The 21,142-nt window shown below is 38.2% G+C and carries 23 protein-coding genes and 2 tRNA genes; 22 read left to right on the top strand and 3 right to left on the bottom strand.

Going from position 1 to position 21,142, the window contains the following annotated elements:
• Window positions 1–184: 184 nt before the first annotated feature.
• Window positions 185–316: an Lmo0850 family protein gene (locus M3Z76_RS15190; RefSeq protein ID WP_293928518.1), complete on the top strand. Its 132-nt coding sequence runs from the start codon at window positions 185–187 to the stop codon at window positions 314–316.
• 121 nt (window positions 317–437) lie between these two features.
• Here the strand turns inward: M3Z76_RS15190 and M3Z76_RS15185 are convergent, their stop codons facing one another.
• The gene (locus tag M3Z76_RS15185; protein WP_293928519.1) at window positions 438–1,628 is read right to left on the bottom strand and encodes an FtsW/RodA/SpoVE family cell cycle protein; all 1,191 of its coding nucleotides are present in this window, start codon (window positions 1,626–1,628) and stop codon (window positions 438–440) included.
• 577 nt (window positions 1,629–2,205) lie between these two features.
• Here M3Z76_RS15185 and M3Z76_RS15180 point away from each other — a divergent pair.
• From M3Z76_RS15180 to M3Z76_RS15150, 7 genes are all read left to right on the top strand, one after another.
• A complete protein-coding gene (locus tag M3Z76_RS15180) occupies window positions 2,206–2,949 on the top strand; it encodes a hypothetical protein (RefSeq protein WP_293928521.1) in 744 nt (247 codons plus the stop codon).
• Window positions 2,950–2,981: 32 nt separating this feature from the next.
• A complete protein-coding gene (locus tag M3Z76_RS15175; RefSeq protein WP_293928522.1) occupies window positions 2,982–4,049 on the top strand; it encodes a D-alanine--D-alanine ligase in 1,068 nt (355 codons plus the stop codon).
• Window positions 4,050–4,061: 12 nt separating this feature from the next.
• Entirely contained in the window at window positions 4,062–5,426 is a 1,365-nt protein-coding gene (locus M3Z76_RS15170) for a UDP-N-acetylmuramoyl-tripeptide--D-alanyl-D-alanine ligase (protein ID WP_293928523.1), read from the top strand.
• Window positions 5,427–5,554: 128 nt separating this feature from the next.
• Entirely contained in the window at window positions 5,555–6,247 is a 693-nt protein-coding gene (locus M3Z76_RS15165; RefSeq protein WP_293928525.1) for an alpha/beta hydrolase, read from the top strand.
• 366 nt (window positions 6,248–6,613) lie between these two features.
• Window positions 6,614–8,134: a degradosome RNA helicase CshA gene (cshA, locus tag M3Z76_RS15160; RefSeq protein WP_293928526.1), complete on the top strand. Its 1,521-nt coding sequence runs from the start codon at window positions 6,614–6,616 to the stop codon at window positions 8,132–8,134.
• A 117-nt stretch (window positions 8,135–8,251) separates the two neighbouring features.
• Window positions 8,252–8,731 (top strand): PH domain-containing protein, encoded by a 480-nt coding sequence (locus M3Z76_RS15155; protein WP_293928528.1) that lies wholly within the window; start codon window positions 8,252–8,254, stop codon window positions 8,729–8,731.
• Window positions 8,724–10,172 (top strand): PH domain-containing protein, encoded by a 1,449-nt coding sequence (locus tag M3Z76_RS15150; RefSeq protein WP_293928529.1) that lies wholly within the window; start codon window positions 8,724–8,726, stop codon window positions 10,170–10,172. Before M3Z76_RS15155 ends, M3Z76_RS15150 begins: the two co-directional genes overlap by 8 nt.
• Window positions 10,173–10,230: 58 nt before the next feature.
• On the opposite strand, the gene M3Z76_RS15145 is transcribed toward M3Z76_RS15150, so the two are convergent.
• Complete coding sequence (locus M3Z76_RS15145; protein ID WP_293928531.1) at window positions 10,231–10,596, bottom strand: hypothetical protein; 366 nt, start codon at window positions 10,594–10,596, stop codon at window positions 10,231–10,233.
• A 90-nt stretch (window positions 10,597–10,686) separates the two neighbouring features.
• Window positions 10,687–11,292: a rhomboid family intramembrane serine protease gene (locus M3Z76_RS15140; protein WP_293928533.1), complete on the bottom strand. Its 606-nt coding sequence runs from the start codon at window positions 11,290–11,292 to the stop codon at window positions 10,687–10,689.
• Window positions 11,293–11,353: 61 nt separating this feature from the next.
• Here M3Z76_RS15140 and acpS point away from each other — a divergent pair, with 61 nt between their 5' ends.
• The 14 genes from acpS to M3Z76_RS15070 all read left to right on the top strand — a co-directional run bounded on the left by acpS (window position 11,354) and on the right by M3Z76_RS15070 (window position 21,140).
• A complete protein-coding gene (gene acpS, locus M3Z76_RS15135; RefSeq protein WP_293928534.1) occupies window positions 11,354–11,707 on the top strand; it encodes a holo-ACP synthase in 354 nt (117 codons plus the stop codon).
• 90 nt (window positions 11,708–11,797) lie between these two features.
• The gene (locus M3Z76_RS15130; protein ID WP_483310176.1) at window positions 11,798–12,781 is read left to right on the top strand and encodes a LolA family protein; all 984 of its coding nucleotides are present in this window, start codon (window positions 11,798–11,800) and stop codon (window positions 12,779–12,781) included.
• Window positions 12,782–12,861: 80 nt separating this feature from the next.
• Complete coding sequence (gene alr / locus M3Z76_RS15125) at window positions 12,862–13,980, top strand: alanine racemase (RefSeq protein ID WP_293928536.1); 1,119 nt, start codon at window positions 12,862–12,864, stop codon at window positions 13,978–13,980.
• A gap of 145 nt (window positions 13,981–14,125) precedes the next feature.
• Window positions 14,126–14,404 (top strand): hypothetical protein, encoded by a 279-nt coding sequence (locus M3Z76_RS15120; RefSeq protein WP_406601083.1) that lies wholly within the window; start codon window positions 14,126–14,128, stop codon window positions 14,402–14,404.
• A 4-nt stretch (window positions 14,405–14,408) separates the two neighbouring features.
• A complete protein-coding gene (locus M3Z76_RS15115; protein ID WP_042476940.1) occupies window positions 14,409–14,759 on the top strand; it encodes a type II toxin-antitoxin system PemK/MazF family toxin in 351 nt (116 codons plus the stop codon).
• A 161-nt stretch (window positions 14,760–14,920) separates the two neighbouring features.
• On the top strand, window positions 14,921–15,316 hold the full coding sequence (locus tag M3Z76_RS15110; protein ID WP_293928540.1) for an anti-sigma regulatory factor: 396 nt from the start codon (window positions 14,921–14,923) through the stop codon (window positions 15,314–15,316).
• A gap of 10 nt (window positions 15,317–15,326) precedes the next feature.
• Entirely contained in the window at window positions 15,327–16,322 is a 996-nt protein-coding gene (locus tag M3Z76_RS15105) for a PP2C family protein-serine/threonine phosphatase (protein WP_293928542.1), read from the top strand.
• 60 nt (window positions 16,323–16,382) lie between these two features.
• Entirely contained in the window at window positions 16,383–16,727 is a 345-nt protein-coding gene (locus tag M3Z76_RS15100) for an STAS domain-containing protein (protein ID WP_293928543.1), read from the top strand.
• Entirely contained in the window at window positions 16,714–17,184 is a 471-nt protein-coding gene (rsbW, locus tag M3Z76_RS15095) for an anti-sigma B factor RsbW (RefSeq protein ID WP_293928545.1), read from the top strand. The genes M3Z76_RS15100 and rsbW overlap by 14 nt, the downstream gene beginning before the upstream one ends.
• Window positions 17,162–17,941: an RNA polymerase sigma factor SigB gene (gene sigB, locus M3Z76_RS15090; protein ID WP_293928546.1), complete on the top strand. Its 780-nt coding sequence runs from the start codon at window positions 17,162–17,164 to the stop codon at window positions 17,939–17,941. The genes rsbW and sigB overlap by 23 nt, the downstream gene beginning before the upstream one ends.
• Before the next feature lie 168 nt (window positions 17,942–18,109).
• On the top strand, window positions 18,110–20,269 hold the full coding sequence (locus M3Z76_RS15085; protein ID WP_483310175.1) for a Tex family protein: 2,160 nt from the start codon (window positions 18,110–18,112) through the stop codon (window positions 20,267–20,269).
• A 90-nt stretch (window positions 20,270–20,359) separates the two neighbouring features.
• Window positions 20,360–20,818 carry a SprT family protein gene (locus tag M3Z76_RS15080; protein ID WP_293928549.1) on the top strand — a complete coding sequence of 153 codons (459 nt, stop codon included), beginning with the start codon at window positions 20,360–20,362 and terminating at the stop codon, window positions 20,816–20,818.
• A gap of 173 nt (window positions 20,819–20,991) precedes the next feature.
• Window positions 20,992–21,066 (top strand) — tRNA-Asn (locus M3Z76_RS15075).
• 2 nt (window positions 21,067–21,068) lie between these two features.
• A tRNA-Glu gene (locus M3Z76_RS15070) sits at window positions 21,069–21,140 on the top strand.
• Window positions 21,141–21,142: the final 2 nt, after the last annotated feature.

The following is a 21,142-nucleotide window of genomic DNA, read 5'->3' as shown; positions in this document are numbered from 1 at the left end:
TAAAATCACTGTAGGTATAGAATGCATTAAAATAATTTACGTAGTTGTAACATAATTGATAAATTTTTAAGTGAGAATTAATGGTATGATAAATATAGAAAAAACAAGTCAGACCTCTTAAGGGTGAAACTTTCTACTATCCTGAAACGTTCATATTAATATATAAAAGGCTGAGGTGGAACAAATGGCGAAAGAAATCGACTTAAAGAAAATTGTTTCAAATTTATCTAAGTTAGGTGTGAATGCAACGATTACGAAATCTCGCATCGAGCTATTGAAAGTATTAACACCACCAAGACAATCACCACAAGCGTAATAACAGAAAAGAGCTGTCTGAAAAGTCATTTTCAGACGGCTCTTTTGCGTAGTACATTCTATTTTTATATAAATCAAAATAATGATGGCTGTCTGGAAAGTTCTCAGACAGCCACTTTATATTATTCGTCCTCATCATTAGCAGAGAACATATACGTTTTGTAATGGAATCGCATACTAAAGACGAGCCCAAGTGCGAGTGCATTGCCCATTAGCGAGCTTCCGCCGTAGCTAATGAATGGTAGTGGAATACCTGTAATTGGCAATAATTGAATTGTCATGCCGATATTCTCAAATACATGGAAGGTAATCATCGCAATAATCCCTGCACATACATATGTACAAAACGGATCTTTCAATAGCAATGTTGTTTTCGTTAAATGATAGATTAATAGGAAATATAAGCAAATGACGAAGCTTGCTCCAACAAAGCCCCAATCCTCACCGATTACAGCGAAAATGAAGTCTGTATGGTTTTCCGATACATATACTTCTCGACCTTGAAAGCCCTTCCCAAATATTTCTCCTGAGCCGATTGCATTCAATGAAGTAATGAGATGGTATCCTTCATTCGACGAATACGAATACGGGTCAAGCCATGAATAAATGCGGGCGAATTGATATGCTTTAAAGTTAAAGGTTTTTTGTAAAAACTCCTGCATATAAAGAGCCATCCATAATAAAGAGCCACCTATAGCAACACCGCTAACAAGGATAGGCAATATAATTTTCCATGAAATTCCCGCTACAATAACGAGCGCAGCTGTAATGGCAATAAAAACAAGCGATGAGCCAAGGTCAGGCTGCATCATAATAAAAGTAAGTGGCAAAGCAAGTGTAACCCCAATTTTTGCGAGTAAAATAAAATCTGTTTTCAGTGTTTTATTCAAATATTTTTCATGATGCTTACTAATGAGCCTCGCTGCTGCTAAAATGAAAAATGTTTTCATAAATTCAGATGGCTGGATACTACCTGCGCCTGGGAGATGGAACCAGCTTTTGGCACCGTTTCTTCGTTCTACCAGCGACATGCCTTCTGGTAAAATGGCTAGAACAACTAGCAGTAAAATACCGAAACCATACAAATACCAAGACATCTTTTTATATTGGTCTGGCTCAAAATACATAAGGAATGCGACAATAAATGCGCCTACAACATACCATTGTAATTGTCTTGGTACGAAATTATAGTTGCCATATTGTCCGCCCGTTTGAGCAGAGGCGATTGCTAATAAACTAATGATGAGAAATATTAATAATATGGCAGCAAGAGACCAATCAAAACGTTTCATAAATTGACGATTATTTTCCATTAAATTCACCTTATTCATAAGTGCCATAACGCACTGTTGATCTGAAGCTTTACCTTGCATAGGAACTCCATTGAAAAGCAAGGCGTCTTAATTTGACGATAAAGCCTGTTCAATTGATTCACTTGACTTAGCAAAGGCGTAATTGATTTTATCATATTATATGAAAAAAAACTGCATATAAATGAAACTTCAACTGCTAGTGGATGCCATAGATGTAACTTCGAAGGACAGTTAGTCAAGGTGTAATTGATCAGTAATTCCTTATCGAACAGGTATTTCGTAATATGTGATAAAAATTGAGACGATACATTATTGAAAATGTTTCAAAAAAACATGGAATAGGCATATAATAGGTGTATCTTGATTGAGCAAAAAACTCTTACCTCCATAGGTAGTGAGGTGAATATTTATCTTGCTTTTTTATTCAACGGGTTTTCAAACACTAGTTGAATCAAAATAAAGCCTCTGGCGGATGTTGCAAATTTTAAGAAGGAGCTTTTTGAGCTTACTTAAAGAAGTTTGAAGACAATTGCGCTGAGGTGTAATTGATTATGGGATTCGAAGGGGCGGGTAGGCAGTGGCTAGAAAAATGAGGGCAGCAGAGGATTATATGCACCATTTATATGTACATATGAATGATGTTGACCATTTTGTCATTTTTAGTAGGTTAACACATAAACAATTTATTTCTTCTGCGGCATCATTCAAAAATTTACTTTTAGTGAAGCATGCTTATGAAGATGGTTCTTTTAATATGCATACACAGCTAGATTTTATCTCGTCAGAGGATTTGCCGAATTTTTCCAAAACAGAGATAAAGGGAAATTTATGCTTACTAGATTTCCAAAATGAACAGCAAGTCGATGAGCTGACGCCTATAGAGCAGGCTGAGCTTTTGTACATTGGACATAAAAGAGAGCCAATTGCTTCACCATTTTTTCAAAAATTACAAAATCGCTATGTTTACTATGCTGCGCCTGAAGATCAAATGACAAAAGTATATTTTCGCTTTTTAGCTGATGTTGAGCAGCTAGTTGCAAATTTATTTAATCAAATGATTAAAGAAAAAGAAGGCACAGGGAATTTCTGGCGACGAAAATCTGCGAAACAAATACCTGCGATTGATGCGAATGTGTTGCGCTCTTGGAGAAATTATATGAAGGAAGGGGCACTTTTATCGCTAAGTAAGCAAGAGAAGCCGACTTCTTGCTACAGTATTGAAATTAGAACGTTAATTGACTACGATTTCCCAGATGAAGTTTGGGACGATTTGAACGATATTATTAAGCAGCCTTACGATGAGCTAATTTTAATTAGCTAGTACGATTTTAAATTAATTTAGGGGGAAGTAATATGACGAAAAAAATAGGATTAGTATATGGTGGGAAATCTGCTGAGCATGAAGTATCATTATCAACAGCAATGGCTGTAATTAAAGCAGTGGATTTTGCTCGCTATGAGGTGCACCCTATTTACATTACATTAGATGGTGAATGGCGTACAGGTCCCCAGCTAACAGCTCCTGTTGAAAGCTTAGAGCAGTTACAATTTACAAGAGAAGAAAAGAAGCCAAATACAATTAATGAATTTATCGAGGCGCATAATACAATTCAATTTGATGTAATCTTCCCATTATTGCATGGAACAAATGGGGAAGATGGGACAGTACAAGGATTATTTGAAGTGTTAAATATTCCATATGTAGGGAACGGTGTATTGAGCTCCTCTACGGGCATGGATAAAGTAATCATGAAGCAATTGTTTGAAATTGCAGGATTAAAACAAGTACCATACGTTTATTTTATTCGCAGTGAGTGGCAAAAAAATCAGCAGGATATTGTGGCTCAGTGTGAGCAGTTAACCTTCCCATTATTTGTGAAGCCTGCTAATCTCGGCTCAAGCGTTGGCATTAGCAAAGCAACGAATCGTGAGCAGCTAGTGAAGGCAGTAGAGCTAGCGCTACAATATGACCGCAAAGTTGTTGTGGAACAAGGGATTGTTGCACGCGAGGTTGAAACAGCTGTGCTTGGTAACGATGAGCCGCAAGTGTCAGTGGCAGGTGAAATTAAGCCCATGACTGAGTTTTATGATTATGATTCAAAATATAAAGATGGTTCTACAGCCTTGGTTATACCTGCGGAGCTAGCGCCTCAAGTAGCACAGCAATTGACTGATATGGCGAAGCGCGCATTTAAAATATTAGATTGTGCAGGGCTTGTACGTGCAGATTTCTTTGTGACAGCGCAGGATGAGGTGTTAATTAATGAGATTAATACACTGCCAGGCTTTACACCTGTAAGTATGTATCCACTATTATGGCAAAATACGAATGTATCATATCCTGAATTAATCAATCGATTAATTGAGCTAGCTGTCGAGCGCTATGATGAAAAGCAACAACTACAGTACAACAGAGATTGAGTGGGATCAAAAGTGAAAAAGACATTAAAGCAGTTAGCTGCATGGTTAAAAATAGATGAGCAATTACATGAAGATGTGACGGTAACGGGCATTTCCATTGATACGCGTACAATTCAAGCAGGCGATTTATTCGTGCCATTTCGTGGCGAAGCGGTCAATGGTCATAAATTTGTAGAGCAAGCGTTTGAAAAAGGAGCAGCGGCTTCATTATGGTTAAATGACGAGCCAAATCCTCCTGAAAATTGCCCATTAATATTTGTGGATGATGCGGAGCAGGCATTACAAAAGATGGCGATTGCCTATCGTAGCGAGCACAAGGCTACCTTTATCGGGATTACAGGCTCGAATGGTAAAACCTCTGCCAAAGATATTGTAGCAAGCTCCTTGTCACCATATTTTAAAGTGCAAAAAACAATCGGTAATTTTAACAATCAGCTAGGCTTACCTATTACGATTTTGCAGCTTGATGAAGATACGGAAATATCCGTGCTTGAAATGGGTATGAGTGGCTTTGGCGAAATTGAGCTATTATCCCGTATTGCACGTCCGCATTTGGCGATTATTACAAATATCGGCGAGGCACATATGCAAGATTTAGGCTCAAGGGCAGGCATTGCGCAGGCGAAATATGAAATTACACAAGGTTTGCTGGAAGAGGGCTTCCTTATTTATGATGGAGATGAGCCATTACTTCAAGAGTTAGTTGCACAAGACCCATATACCGAAACAAAGGCATTTGGCTTTGATGAGGCGCATGATCTTTTTGCAACACAAATAACAGCAACTGAGCAAGGCAGTAGCTTTACAGCTGCTGGCATCATAAATGGCGATTTTACAATCCCGATTTTAGGCAAGCATCAAGTGAAAAATACGTTAGCTGCAATGCTCGTATGCAAAGCGATGAATTTAACAGATGAGCAAATTCGCACAGCTTTCGCACAAATTGAATTAACGGATATGCGTATGCAATTAGTGTCGAAAGGCTCACTATTATTTATTAACGATGCATACAATGCGGCGCCGACATCAATGCGTGCGGCGATTGATTTTATGCAGTCAACAACAATTCGTCCTGAAAAATGGCTTGTGCTTGGCGATATGCTAGAGCTTGGGGATGATGAGCAAGCCTTTCATGAGGCACTCGCTGAAGCAATTGATGCGCAAGCCGTACATTCCATTTGTTTATATGGACCACGTATGAAATGGTTATATGATCAGCTAGCATCTACATTTGATTCAGCACATTTAATTTATAGCGAAGCAGATTACATGCCAATTGTGCAAAAAATACAGGCAGAGGCGAATGAGGAGTCTATTATTTTGTTGAAAGGCTCACGTGGCATGAAGCTTGAAACGATTTTACAACAGTTATCATAAAAATAAGTCAAAGTATGGGCTGTTTGAGAAGGTATATTTCTTTTCAAACAGTCCACTCTTTATATTAAGAGCCTGTAAGCTTGAATTAATTGTAATAAAATGTTATTGCAGAAAGGCGGATGTGGCAAATGAAGCAAGGAATTTTATTATTGCACGGCTTTTCTGGTGGACCATATGAAATTGAACCATTAACAGCGCATATACGACAACATATGGAATGCGATATTGTGACACCTACATATTGTGGGCATGGTGAGGAGCTTTCGATGCGTGGCTACAAGGCACAGCATTGGCTAATGGATGCAGAGCTTGCCTATCGGCAGCTAGCAAAGCGAGTAGATGAGGTGACAGTCATTGGCTTTTCAATGGGAGGTGTTATCGCATTATATTTAGCAAAGCGTTATCCTGTCAAAAAACTTGTGCTTCTTAGTGCGGCGATTAAGTATATGAGCCCAGGGCAGATGTTAATGGATTTACGTGAAATGGCAGGAGAGGCAGTACGAGGGCATTTGAAAAATCATGAATTATTTCAACGCTATGAGCGCAAACTAATGTCAGTTCCTCTTAGCTCAGTCGTTGAATTTATGCGCATTGTCAAAAAGGTTGAACCGTATATCGAGCATATAGCTGTGCCAACATATATTATCCAAGGCGAAAAAGATGGCATCGTTCCACACATGGCAGCACGTTTTTTATATGACACGATTCAAGCAAAGGAGAAACATTTATTTTTATCGGCAAATGGTAAGCATCATATTTGTTTTAGCGATGATTGTGAAGAGTGGTTTTGTGAAGTGTTGGAATTTCTTTGTACATCATAAAAAGTCAGATTATTAAGTTAAGCATTATCATTGCATACTGTCTGCACACGTGATAGACTATGTAAAGCAATGGATACATTTTGTGCGAAGACTCTTCAGATTATTTGTTGAAGAGTGCTTTTTTTTGAAATTAACGGTTTCATTCTATAGTTTTCATGTTCCATGTTGATTACCTAGGTAGAATTAAACCGCTCGGCAACGACCGGGCTTTCCTTTCATATTAAGAAAGCTTATGCGTTATTTATGAAACGCAAAGAGAATTATTACGTCACGGAAACCGTTCCACATAGAGGCTCGATTTTGCCGACACTTCATCTGAAAATGTAACCATTTGTCAACTTATAAGGAAAAAGGAGATTGAAGAGTTTGACAAATTTTTCAGAATTAAATATTAGTGAATCTACATTACGCTCAGTAAAGCGCATGGGATTTGAAGAAGCAACACCAATCCAAGAAGGTACAATTAAATTTGCATTAGAAGGCCGCGATATACTTGGTCAAGCGCAAACAGGTACTGGTAAAACTGCCGCATTCGGTATTCCTCTAATTGAGAAAATTGACCCTAAAAATCCAAACATCCAAGCATTAGTTATTGCTCCAACTCGTGAATTAGCAATTCAAGTTTCGGAAGAGCTTTATAAAATCGGATATGACAAGCGTGTGAAGTTATTGTCTGTTTACGGTGGTCAAGAAATTGGACGCCAAATTCGCGCATTGAAAAATAGACCACAAATTATCGTTGGTACACCAGGTCGTATTATTGACCATATTAATCGTCGTACGTTAAAGCTTGAAGATGTACAAACATTAGTTTTAGACGAAGCGGATGAAATGTTAAACATGGGCTTCATTGATGATATTAATTCAATTTTAGAAAATGTACCATCAAATCGCCAAACATTATTGTTCTCAGCAACAATGCCTCCAGCAATTCGTAAAATTGCAGAAACATTTATGCAAGAGCCAGAAATCGTTAAAATTAAAGCAAAAGAATTAACGGTGGATAATATTGAGCAATTTTTCGTAAAAGCGCAGGAGCGTGAAAAATTCGATATTTTATGCCGCGTAATTAACGTACATCAACCAGAATTAGCGATTATCTTCGGTCGTACAAAACGCCGTGTAGATGAGCTAACGCAAGCATTAAATTTACGAGGTTATAATGCAGAAGGTATTCATGGTGATTTAAGCCAAGCGAAACGTATTTCTGTATTGCGTCAATTTAAAGAAAACCAAATCGACATTCTTGTAGCAACAGACGTTGCAGCACGTGGACTTGATATTTCAGGTGTAACACATGTTTACAATTTCGATATTCCACAAGACCCAGAAAGCTATGTACACCGTATTGGTCGTACAGGTCGTGCTGGTAAATCAGGTATTGCAATAACATTTGTAACACCACGTGAAATGAGCTACTTACGTATCGTGGAAGAAACAACGAAAAAACGTATGACACCATTAAAGCCACCTACAACAAGCGAAGCATTAGTAGGTCAGCAACAGCAATCTGTGGAGAACTTAGTGGAGCTAGTACAATCTGCTGAGCTTAGCGATTACCGTTTATTAGCAGAAGAGCTATTGGAAAGCTATAATGCAGTTGACTTAATCGCTGCTGCATTAAAGTCAGTTACACGTGAGCCAGATGCAACGCCTGTAACAATTACAGAAGAGCGTCCATTACCGATGCGTCGTGAGCGCGGCTCGCATCAAGGCCGTAGCGGCGGTGGTCGCAATGACCGAAATCGTCGTAACGATCGTGGTGGTAATCGCGATCGTGGACGTGGTGGTGACCGTAACCGCACATCATCGTCATCATCAGATCGCAATCGTGACCGTCGTCGTGAAGGTAGCGGAAGCCGACGCCCACGCCGTCGCGAGGACTAAAAAATTGGTGCCAGGCACACAAACAATTCTGAATTGTTTGTGTGCCTGGCACTTTTCATTTTTTTGAAACAAATTAAGTATTTATTCGTATAATGAAATGGAGAGGAAGTGGAAATAATGAGACAAGAACCAAAATATCAAATTCCTAAAAAGGGGCTAACGGTTTGGCGTCTATATGGTGTATTAGAAACATTGGTAGCGATTATTATTGCTGGCGGTGTCAGCTTTGCTACATATTCTTTTGACTGGCCAAAATATATTTATTTTATAGCAGCGGCAATCGTTATAGTTATTGCATTACTAGAAATATGGGTGTTTCCAAATGTTCGTTGGCGCATTTGGCGTTATGAGGTTCGTGAGCAGGAGATTGAAATTCAAAGTGGTTTATTTATCGTTAAGCGCACATTGATTCCAATGGTGCGCGTACAGCATGTAGATACGGGACAAGGGCCTATCTTAAAAAAATATGACTTGGCGAATATTTCAATATCTTCAGCTGCAACAACGCATGTTATTCCGATGCTAATTACAGCAGATGCGGATGAGCTGCGTGCGAAAATTTCCGAGCTAGCAAGGGTGGCTGAAGAAGATGTCTAAATATAAATTACATCCTGTATCAGCTATTATTAATTGTGCGAAAGCTTTAAAAAACATGTTAATTCCAATTGTGATTATTTTAGTCGCGAATGGCTTTAATTTCACCTTTGATTGGCGTGATGAACGCTTTTTTCAATCGATGTTACCATTAATTATTATCATTGTTATTGCACTGTTTTCATTAGTTAGTGGGGTTATTCAATGGTGGACATTTACTTATTGGTTTGAGGATAATGAACTGCGTGTACAGCATGGCTTATTTGTAAAAAAGAAGCGCTTTATCCCCTATGACCGCATACAAAGCTTGAACTATAAAGAAGGTATTTTTCACCGTATTTTTGGCTTAGTACAAGTGTCTGTTGAAACGGCAGGAAATAAATCGGGCAAAGCGGAGGCAGAATTAACAGCTATTACGCGTGATGCTGCGAATATTATTGAAAATGAAACGAAAAAAATAAAAGAAAAACCGCAGACTGAAGAAGGAGAAGTGCTAGCAACAGCTCGCCTCATTCATAAAATGTCACCGAAGGATTTACTTATTTTAGCGACAACTTCAAATAGTGTCGGCGTTGTTTTAGCAGGGGTATTAGCTGTCATTTCACAGTTTTCAGAGTTCATCCCATATGATTCGATTTATGCGGAAATTGAGCAATTGCTACGCTTCGGCTTCTTATTAATTATCGTATTAGTGATTGTTGGTTTATTAGTTGCATGGCTTGTGTCTGTGGGAATTACCTTTATTAATTATTATAATTTTGAAGTGTCTGAGGAAAATGAGCGCCTTATTATTACGAGGGGATTACTAGAAAAGAAGCGTATTACAATCCCTTTAAATCGAGTGCAGGCGATTAAAATTGTTGAAAATCCATTTCGGCAGTTGTTTGGGTTAGCTGCAGTTATTGTTGAAAGTGCTGGTGGTGGCTTTGGTGGAGAAAAGGATAAGACGGTTGTCTTGTTTCCGCTTATTTCGAAGAAGCACCTGAATACCCCACTGCAACAGCTTTTTCCTCGATTTGACTTGGACTTAGAGGAAGCAACCCATTCACCAAAGCGAGCACGTCCATATTTTTATCGCATAGATTTTATATGGCTTGTGCCATTAATCGGAGCATTGTCCTATTTCTTTTTCCCGTATGGCATGCTGTCTTTATTATTAATTATTCCAATCCTATTAATAGGAGGATGGCAATTTAAAACAGCGCGCTTTAAAATTTCGAACGAGCAAATTACAATTATGTATCGAACATTAAGTCGCATAACGTTTATTGCTGAAAAGCGTCGCATCCAAATTGCGGAGCAACGCCAAACGTATTTCCAAAAGCGTAAAAATATCGCATCAGCAAAAATCGTTGTTATGTCAGGTGCGGCAGGCGCATCTGCCAAAGCTTACCATATGGATGAACAGCATATTGATGAATTGATGCGCTGGTATGAGCATTAAAAAATTAAAAAACGGAAGAAGCTGTGAAAAGTGAACAGCTTCTTCCGTTTTCCTATTGTTAATGTGAAAATTTTAGTTTAATTATACAATCATTAATAAAGAAAATAGAAACGTAAGTAAACGCAGTTAATACATAAATCAAAAGCGAACCTGTATCTCGCTCTAACAATAAAAGTAATGCCACACAAATCAATCCGCAAATTAGGTGTTTTATATATAAAAATAAAATATTTTTATTTTTACTAATGACTTCAATAGCTATTGAAGCTAAAACGCCTACTACAAAAAGTATTGGAACAGCTACTATACTCACAGCTAAACCAATTGTAAAATAAGCATTTTGAAAATCATTGAAAAATAAAGGTACAACAAAATAACAAATAACCGTAGTAAAAAATGCAGCAGCTAGCTTTCTATTTAACATAGTTGCTCTCCTTTACTGTCCACATTAGGCTATGAAAAGGTACTAGCTTCAGACAGACTTAGCTGAATGATTTACTAAAAATGAACATTTTTATTGTCGCCAACGCAGCATGTTTTTTGGCTTGAAATAAAATAAACCAAGAATAAAGCCTGTTACAAGTCCACCTAAATGCGCCATAATATTAATATTGGCCTGTAAAAATGTCATAATGACGCTGACTACAATAATCGGTAAAATGATTTGACGCAATTGCGGCATGACATGGCGCATATAGTAGAGAAGTGCACCAAATGCTCCGATAATACCAAAGATAGCACCACTTGCGCCGACGCTTGCATAGAGCGGGTCTTTTTCAAATGCAAATGTTGCAATGCCTCCAAAAATACCAGCAAGAAAATAAATTGTTAAAAAGCGCATTTTTCCTGCGATTTTTTCTAGCTCAGGTCCGAATAAAAAAAGCGAGAACATATTAAATAAAATATGTAAAAACCCAGCGTGTAAAAACATGGATGTCAGCAGACGCCACCATTCACCTTCAGCAATTAAGCCATTGACACTAGCCCCTTTATAAAGGATTTCTATGCCTGTGCCAGGGATAAGGGTGATAAGATAAACGATAATATTTAAAGCAATAATAGTTGAAACGACCGGATACATTTTAATATACTGTTGAAAGCTTTCTCTACGAATAAACATTTTTCCACCTCGGTTTTAATTATACATTGGTTATAAGCAATAATGAAAGGAATAACACGAGATGATTAAAGGAATTGGATTAGATATTACAGAGCTTGGACGTATAAAAAAAGCAATGCAGCGCTCTGAAAAATTTGCATTGCGTATTTTATCACTTCGAGAGCAGGAAATTTTTTTGAAGTTATCCGAAGCAAGAAAGGTAGAATTTTTAGCAGGGCGCTTTGCGGCAAAGGAGGCATATGCCAAGGCGAACGGTACGGGCATTGGCAAAGGTTGCGAGTTTCAGCAAATTGAAATTTTAAAAAATGCATTAGGTGCTCCGCAATTATTTTTTAATGGAGAGGCTGTAAAAGGCTTTATATCAATAACACACACGGAAACGGTAGCAGCTGCTCAAGTTGTCTTAATGGAATAAGACATATTTTGACGTAACACTCCATATGCTGAATTACTAGAGCGAAAGTGGAGAAAGGATGGAATCGTGCACTTCCGAAAAATCATGTTTATGATTGGTTGTTGTGTTTTCTTATTGGCGGCATGTGGTAAAGCATCACAAGAAGATGTTGTTCAGAAAATTGGGGAAAAATGGGGAGAAACGAAAGGTTATGAGTTAACAGCTTCAATGGAAATTAAGACAGGCAATGAGCCCCGCGCCTATGATGTGAAGGTTTGGCATACGAAGCCAGATTTTTACAAAGTGGAAGTGACAGCGGAAGATGAGGATATTACACAAATGATTGTGCGTAATGAAGAAGGCGTATTTGTTGTGACACCGGCATTATCAAAAACGTATAAATTCCAAAGTGATTGGCCAAAACAAAATAGCCAAGCATATTTGATTGGGGCATTGGCAGAGGATATACAAGCTGATAAAGCATTGAAAATGGAAAGTGGTGAAGATGCATATGTCTTGACTGCTGCGACACGTAGCACAGATAAATCAGGTATGGCAACACAACTAGTAACCGTTGATAAAAAATCGATGCTACCGAAGAGTGTTGCAATTTTAAACGAAGCAGGCGAGGAGCAAATTACGATTACATTCAATGATGTAAAATTAGGTGTAACACATAAAAAAGAAGATTATGCTGTAGAAAAATTTCAAGAAAATAAAGAAAAAGAAGCAGCGAGTGCCGATATAACAAATAGTGAGGCGTTTCAAACACATTATCCAATTTTGCAATGGGATCATACGAAATTAGTTGATTCACAAACCATTCGAGAAGACGGAGTAGAACGTGTTATTTTAACTTTTGAAGGTGAAAAGGCCTTCACTTTAATGCAACAGCCTGCAACAGCAACAGCGTCAACTGTACCAGTTTTTGCACCTGGTGATCCAGCTGATTTAGGGTTTGGTATTGCTGCAATTACAGATAATTCAATTAGTTGGGAGCGCGATGGTATTGAGTTTTTCATTGCCTCTAACAAGCTAACGAGAGAAGAACTAATTGAAGTAGCAGCATCTGTTACATCTGGTGAAATGAAGTAGGGAGTTTTCGAATAGTAGCTATTATGCCATAATGACAAAAAGCAAATGTTTAGAATTTGAGTAAAGAGGGTAGAAGACATATGGAAGAGATTCACTATTATCGTCCCACAAAAGCGTTTATTCATCTACAAGCTATTCGAGAAAATATTACACAACTAAAAAAACACCTGCAATCGGATGTGCAAATCATGGCTGTTGTAAAGGCAAATGGCTATGGTCATGGAGATGTTCAAGTAGCGCGTGCTGCAATACAGGCAGGCGCTACACTATTGGCGGTCGCTACACCCGAAGAGGCGATACATTTACGTGCACAGATAGCAAGCACAGACATATTAGTATTGGGAGCAAGCCCTGCTTCCTTTGCTCCATATGCCGCTGAGCATAATATTACATTGACAGTTTTTTCTACGGAATGGGTAGAGCAAGCAGCATTATTAAACTTGATGAATAAATTAAGGCTACATATTAAAATTGATACAGGGATGGGCAGATTAGGTGTTACTTCAAAAGAAGAGCTCCAATCTCTATATGAAGCGATTAACGCAACAGAGCTAATGGAAGTGGATGGTGTGTTCACACATTTTGCTACTGCCGATGAAGAGGATGCCCTCTATTTTGAGACACAGGCGCAGCTGTTTCGCAACATGCTGCAAGTAATGCCTGTTAAACCTCGCTTGGTCCATGTTGCTAATACAGCCACAGCGATGGTTAAGGATGAGGAATTGCAATTTGATGCAATAAGATTTGGGATTTCGATGTATGGAATGGCGCCATCTCCTTACGTAGCAGAAAATCTACCATTTCCTTTGCAGCCAGCTATGTCATTAGAAACAGAATTGGTCCATGTTAAGCGATTAACAGCTGGACAATCTGTAGGATATGGTGCTACGTATACGGCAAATAAGGATGTTTTTATTGGAACATTGCCAATTGGCTATGCTGATGGTCTTCTTCGAAATTTAATAGGGCAAACCGTATTAATTGATGGACAACGTGCTCCGATAGTTGGTCGAATTTGTATGGATCAATGTATGATTTTACTTCCAAAAGCATATACTGTTGGAGAGAAAGTAACATTGATAGGTACACAGCAAAATGTAACGATCTCACTAGATGAATGGGCAGCTAAGCTCAATACAATTAATTATGAAATACCATGTATTATTACAAACCGAGTGCCGAGGATATATATTAGCTAAAATAATCGTACTTTCGACAAAAAGCCGCTTTTCATACAAAGATTGTCAGTTTTTTAGATTTCTTGTCTTTTCATTGTAGGTCATCAATGTTAGAATGAAATTATGAAAAGCAGAAGTTTTGCGGTCTTTTGTGGAGGTGCTTGTTGTGTACGCGAAAAAAAGAGAGAATACAAACTATTCAAACAGGTCATTAATAGAAATTCAGCAGTTAGCTGATCAAAGAAATTTCTATAATAATGGCGAAATATTGTATGTTTCAACATCTAAACGAGTGAAGCAGACACAACCAAATCAAATACGGGAAGCTTTAGAGAAGGGCTATGTGGAAATGTCGCACATTAATCTGATGATTTGCAGCGAATGTCTGCATGCAGAGTATGAAGCGGAACATATGGTGGAGCAGCGTCTCGTTAGCGGGGGATGACAATTTGAGCGTAAAACGTGGAGACGTTTTTTTTGCAGATCTATCACCTGTTATAGGCTCAGAGCAAGGTGGTACAAGACCTGTACTAATTATTCAAAATGATATTGGCAATAGATTTAGCCCAACTGTCATTATTGCTGCTATTACTGCGCAAATTCAAAAAGCAAAATTACCAACTCATGTTGAAATCGATGCGAAAAAGTATGGGTTTGAGCGCGACTCGGTGATTTTGCTTGAACAGTTGCGTACTATCGACAAATCACGATTGACAGATCGGATTACACAGCTTGATGACGAATTGATGGAAAAAGTAGATATGGCATTAGGAATTAGTTTAGGCCTCGTAAGTTTTTAATACATAATAAACGAAATAACTGTCTAGAAAGCGTGCAAATGCATGATTTTCTAGGCAGTTATTTTTGTATTTAGCAACTTTCGTGACAATTAATTTTACAAAAAAATATTATGTTGTATAGTGGAAATAAGCTTTAAAACGTAATTAGGGGCGATGAGTGTATGAAATCTACAATCAATATTACAACAGAATGGGATATTGTTACCGCCCGTGAAATTGGGCGCAATGAGGCGAAAAGAATTGGCTTCGACACAGTGAATCAAGCACGCATTGCGACAGTAATTAGTGAGCTAGCGCGCAATATTTATTTATATGCGAGTGTTGGAACAATCACAATTGAAAAAATAGATTGTGAGAATAGTGTAGGAATAGCTATTACGGCAACAGATGAGGGGCCGGGGATTGAAGATGTACGTAAAGTGATGCAGGATGGATTTTCTACATCAGGTAGTATTGGCGCAGGCTTACCAGGCGTTAAGAGATTGACGGATGAAATAGAAATTCAATCACAATTAGGGGAAGGGACAATTGTGCGAGTGAACAAGTGGTTACGATAGGAGGGATTGCATGAAAGAACTCAAAAAACAATATAAAAAAATTCTTATAGACTATATTGAAAATCAATCAGAGCGAGATTTATATATTGGGCAAAATTTTACACGGCAATTGCTGCAAAAAAACGTTGCACCAGAAGAAGTTATACATATGCATAAACAAGCGATGGAAGAAATATTTCCTGAATTGCCTGAAGTGAGTAAGCGTGGCTATGATTTTTTAATTGAAGTAATGGTGTATTTTGGATTAACGTTAAAAGAGCATCAAAGTTTGCTAGAGCAGCAAGAGGAAATGCGCATTGAAATGAATGTAGCAACGAAAATTCAAAGTGTTTTATTAAAAACAACTGTGCCACAAATTGATGGAATAGATATTGGAATGCTCTCAATTCCAATACGTAAAATGAATGGCGATTACGTTCATTTTTTAAACGATGAAAATAATTATGTTGGTGTAGCTGTGACTGACGTAGTTGGGAAAGGTGTCCCAGCTGCTCTTTGTATGTCGATGGTGAAGTATGGACTAGAAACGCTGGAGTATGCAGAAAACAACCCATCACATGTACTGGAAGTATTAAATCGCATTATTGAAAAAAGCGTAGATGATAGCATGTTTGTCTCCATGTTTTATGGGCGTCTTGATTTAGCTCGTAGTATTTTTACATATGGCTCGGCTGGACATGAGCCTGCTATTTATTATAGCGCTGTAGATGATGCCTTTTATGGTCTTGGTGCAAAAGGCTTGTTGTTAGGTATTATGCCTGAAATGAAATATGAGCAAACAGAGATTCAGCTTTATGAGGGTGACTTCATCATTATGATGACAGATGGGGTAACGGAATTTCGCCATGATGCCCAGCTTGATTTGAGAAAAATTATTGAGCAGCTAGCGTTTACGCATCGACATTTAAGTGCACAGGAAATGTGTGAAAAATTATATGAACAATTGCAAGAGTTGCAGGAAGACGGCTTAGATGATGATTTTACTGTTGTCATTTTAAAAAAGTAAATGTTTAAAATTTTGTGGAGAGGGAATCGTTCTATAGGTTCTGACGGAGGTGTCTTGAAAATGAATATAAATGTGCAATTTCAAAAGGATGGTCAAGTAGTAAATGGATATATTGAAGGGGAAATCGATACGTATACAGCTCCTATTTTGCGTGAGGAGCTAGATGCACTTGAATTTGAAAAAGATGTATTAATCCAAATAGATTTATCGAAGGTGAGCTATTTAGATAGTACAGGACTAGGTATTTTTGTTGCATTTTATAAAAAGGTTGTAAAAGAAAATGCTCATTTAAAACTAGTTGGTTTAACAGCTCGCTTAATTCGTTTATTTGAAATTACTGGCTTAAGTGAACTCATGGACATCGAAACGAATACAAAGGTGGAGTATAACAATGAAAGCATTTGATTATATCGAAATAAGAGTACCTGCTAAACCACAGTATGTTAGTGTCATTCGTCTTACAGTTTCAGGTTTAGCGTTACGCTTAGGCTTTAGTTATGAGGAAATTGAAGATTTGAAAATAGCTACAGGTGAAGCTGTCACAAATGTCGTTCATCATGCTTATCACGATGCAGAGGAAGGAGAAATTGTCATTGGCTGCGCATTGTTCAACGATAAAATTGAAATTATGGTAGCAGATTATGGCAATAGCTTTAATTTTGAGGAAATTAAGTCGAAAATCGGTCCATACAATGAAAATGAGAAAGTATCGATGCTGCGTGAAGGTGGCTTAGGGCTGTATTTGATGGAAGCGCTAATGGATGAAGTAAAGGTGAATAATGAGGGCGGTGTCACTGTTTTCATGACAAAGTATGTCACAAGAGAGCAGGTGGAGGAATATGACGAGAGAATCGTTACCTAATGAAACCTCGAAGGAGGAGATTTTACATTGGGTTGCACAATATCAAACAACGAAGGATGAAACCGCCCAAACACAACTAGTACTTCATTATCAGCAACTGGTAGAAGCATTGGCACGCAAATATGCAGCTGGTAAAAGTTATTATGAGGATATTGTACAAGTAGGTATGCTCGGTTTACTTGGCGCAATACAGCGCTTTGATACAACTGTAGGGCGTAGCTTTGAAGCATTCGCAATACCGACGATTATAGGGGAAATGAAGCGCTATTTACGCGATAAAACTTGGGATGTCCACGTACCACGTCGTATTAAAGAATTAGGTCCACGCATTAAAGCAACTGTGGAGCATTTAACGATTGAGCTACAACGCTCACCAACCATTCCTGAAATAGCCGCACATTTAGAGGTGCAGGAGGAAGAAGTACTAGAAGCAATGGAATTGGGGCGAGGCTATCAAGCACTTTCAATGGACCATGCAATTGAGTCAGATGCCGATGGCAGTACAGTCACGTTGTTTGATGTAGTTGGTGCGGAAGATACCGAATTTGAAACAGCAGATCGACGATTGATTGTGTCTGAAATTATGCATGTACTAAATGAGCGTGAGCAACGAGTGATTGAGCTTACATATTTAAAACAGCTTAGTCAAAAAGAGACTGGCGATCAGTTAGGTATTTCGCAAATGCACGTATCTAGAATTCAACGAACCGCAATAAAAAAATTGCAGGAAGCAGCTGTAACAGTCAATAATAGTTAAAATAAAATCAGCATGTTAGAATAGAGAGAACACACCAATCCACGGATGGTTAGTTCTTCTAGCATGCTGATTTTTTATTATAAATTAGCAAAGTGAATGAAGTAAGGCACTAGTTAATCTTGCACTAAAACAATGTGAAGGAACGTGAAAAATTTGGATGACAAACAAATGTTTAAATTAATTGCCACAGATACAAATGTATCACCACGTCAAGTAGAGGCTGTTATTAAATTACTTAAAGATAGCAATACAGTACCATTTATTGCACGTTACCGTAAGGAAGCAACAGGCTCTTTAGACGAAGTGCAAATTAAAGCAATTGATGACCGCTATCAATATATACAGCAGCTTGAAAAAAGAAAAGAAGAAGTACTACGCTTAATTGATGAACAAGGCAAGTTAACAGAAGAGCTACAGCAGGCGATTCAAATAGCAACAGTTTTGCAGCGTGTAGAGGATTTGTATCGTCCATATAAACAAAAGCGTAGAACAAAGGCAACAATTGCTAAGGAAAGTGGATTAGAGCCGCTTGCTGATTTCATGATGCTATTTATAAATAGCGATGTAACGCAAGAAGCACAAAAATTCGTAAATGAAGAAAAAGCTGTGGCAACTGTAGAGGAAGCTTTAGCTGGCGCACGTGCAATTTTAGCAGAGCGTTTTGCTGATGATGCCGCAATCCGTGAGCGCTTACGTAAGTTATCTTGGCGTGAAGGGAAAATTGAAACGGCAGGTAAGAATGAAGAAAAAGACGAGAAGCATGTTTTTGAAATGTACTATAGCTACGAGGAACCCATTCATCGTATCGTGCCACATCGTATTTTAGCAATCAATCGTGGTGAAAAAGAAGATGTTTTAAAAGTTTCGATTGTTGTCCCAGTGGAGCGTGCAACGCAAATTATGGAAAATGAATGGATTCCTAAAAATCGCACCTGTTCTTCTATCGAACAGGTGAAAGAAGCCATTTATGATAGTTACAAACGATTAATTCAGCCTTCTATTGAGAGAGAGCTACGCAATGAGCTATCAGAAAAAGCCGAGGCACAAGCAATTCATATTTTTGCAGAAAACCTGCGTAATTTACTGCTACAGCCACCAATGCGTGGCAAAATGGTATTAGGTGTTGACCCAGCCTATCGTACTGGCTGTAAGTTAGCGGTTGTAGATGAAACGGGAAAAATGCTAGAAGTAACAGCAATTTATCCACATCCACCAAAGCCTGATGTAGCGAAATCTAAAAAAGTAGTAAACGAAATATTGAAGCGTTATCCGATTAGTATTATCGCAATTGGAAATGGGACAGCCTCTCGTGAAACAGAACAATTTATTGCAGATGTTTTAAAAGAACGTGGAACAGTGGATACAGCCTATGTAATTGTTAACGAGGCAGGCGCTTCGGTTTATTCGGCATCTGATGTGGCACGTGCAGAATTCCCAGATTTACAAGTAGAACAACGTAGCGCAGTGTCAATCGCACGCCGTTTGCAAGATCCACTATCAGAGCTAGTGAAAATTGAACCGAAAGCAGTAGGAGTTGGACAATACCAGCATGATGTATCACAAAAGCAGTTGGCAGACTCTTTAACATTTATAGTAGAAACCGCAGTTAACCAGGTAGGGGTAGATGTAAATACTGCTTCAGCATCTTTATTGCAATATGTATCAGGTTTATCAAAAACCGTAGCTGAAAATATTGTCAATGTGCGCAGCGAGAGTGGGAAATTTACTTCACGTGCACAACTAAAGAAAATTCCACGTCTTGGTGCAAAAACGTATGAACAAGCAATAGGCTTCTTGCGTATTGTTGACGCGAAAAATCCACTCGATGCAACAGGAATCCATCCTGAAAGCTATGCGTTAGCAGAACAAATTTTGCAAATAGCTAATTTGACAAAGAAAGATGTTGGAACAGAAAAAGCAGAGCAAGCAATTTCTAGCTTATCTATTGCTGAATTAAGTGCTACGTTAAACGCTGGAGAAGTGACAGTAAAAGATATCGTTGATACATTAATGAAACCTACTCGTGACCCTCGTGATGCTTTTCCACAACCATTGTTAAAAACAGATGTTTTGAAAATGGAAGATTTAAAAGTAGGAATGGAACTACAAGGAACTGTACGTAACGTAGTTGACTTCGGTGCTTTCATTGATATTGGTGTGAAGCAAGATGGTCTTGTACACATATCTAAATTGCAAAATCGCCGAATCAAGCACCCGCTAGAAGTAGTTGCATTAGGGGATATTGTAACTGTTTGGGTAGAAAAAGTAGAAGTTGAGAAAGGGCGCATTTCTTTAACGATGCTACCACCCCAACAAAACATAGATTAATGACGAAGTGAACAGCAAAAAATCCATACTTGCTTAACAGCAGTTTGGATTTTTCGCTGTTTAATATAAATGTTTTTGGAGATGATAGGAATGGATGATTCACAATTACAGCAATTAGTAGAGCAATTATCAGAGCAGCATTTTCAAATGCCTTTTCAGCATAAGGCATACTTTAATACTCGCTTAAGAACAACAGGTGGGCGCTATATGCTAGGGACTCACAATATTGAAATAAACAAACGCTACTATGAGCATTTTGGAATGAACGAATTAAATGGCATCATTTTGCATGAGCTTTGTCACTATCATCTGCATTTACAGGGGAAAGGCTACAAACATAGAGATCAAGATTTTCGAACGCTCTTAAAAAGGGTGGGCGCACCACGCTTTTGCTCCACAATTGAAAAAGAAGAAAAGAAAATATCACCACTCTACAATTATAAATGTACTGATTGTGGGCAATTATATAGAAGAAAGAGAAGAATTAACGTAAAATCGTATTGCTGTAGTAAATGTCATGGTGCTATTCAATACGTAAAAAAGAATTGAGAGAATGAGGAGGGAGAAGTTGATTTATATAGGATTCATCGCTTATAATTTAGGATATTCAAATTAAGGAATTAAAAATATGAAATTAATTTTAAAAAAATGTTGACTATATAAAATAAGCTGTCTATAATAGAAAAAGTCGGTGAGGTAATCACTGATTAAATAACAATTAATCCGAAGTAGCTCAGTGGTAGAGCAACCGGCTGTTAACCGGTTGGTCGCAGGTTCGAGCCCTGCCTTCGGAGCCAATGGCCCGTTGGTCAAGTGGTTAAGACACCGCCCTTTCACGGCGGTAACACGGGTTCGAATCCCGTACGGGTCACC

The sequence above is a fragment of the Metasolibacillus sp. genome, assembly GCF_025291715.1.
Classification (GTDB): Bacteria; Bacillota; Bacilli; order Bacillales_A; family Planococcaceae; genus Metasolibacillus; species Metasolibacillus louembei.
The sequence above is the reverse complement of the archived record's forward strand: the minus strand, read 5'-3'. Positions and strand labels throughout refer to the sequence as shown.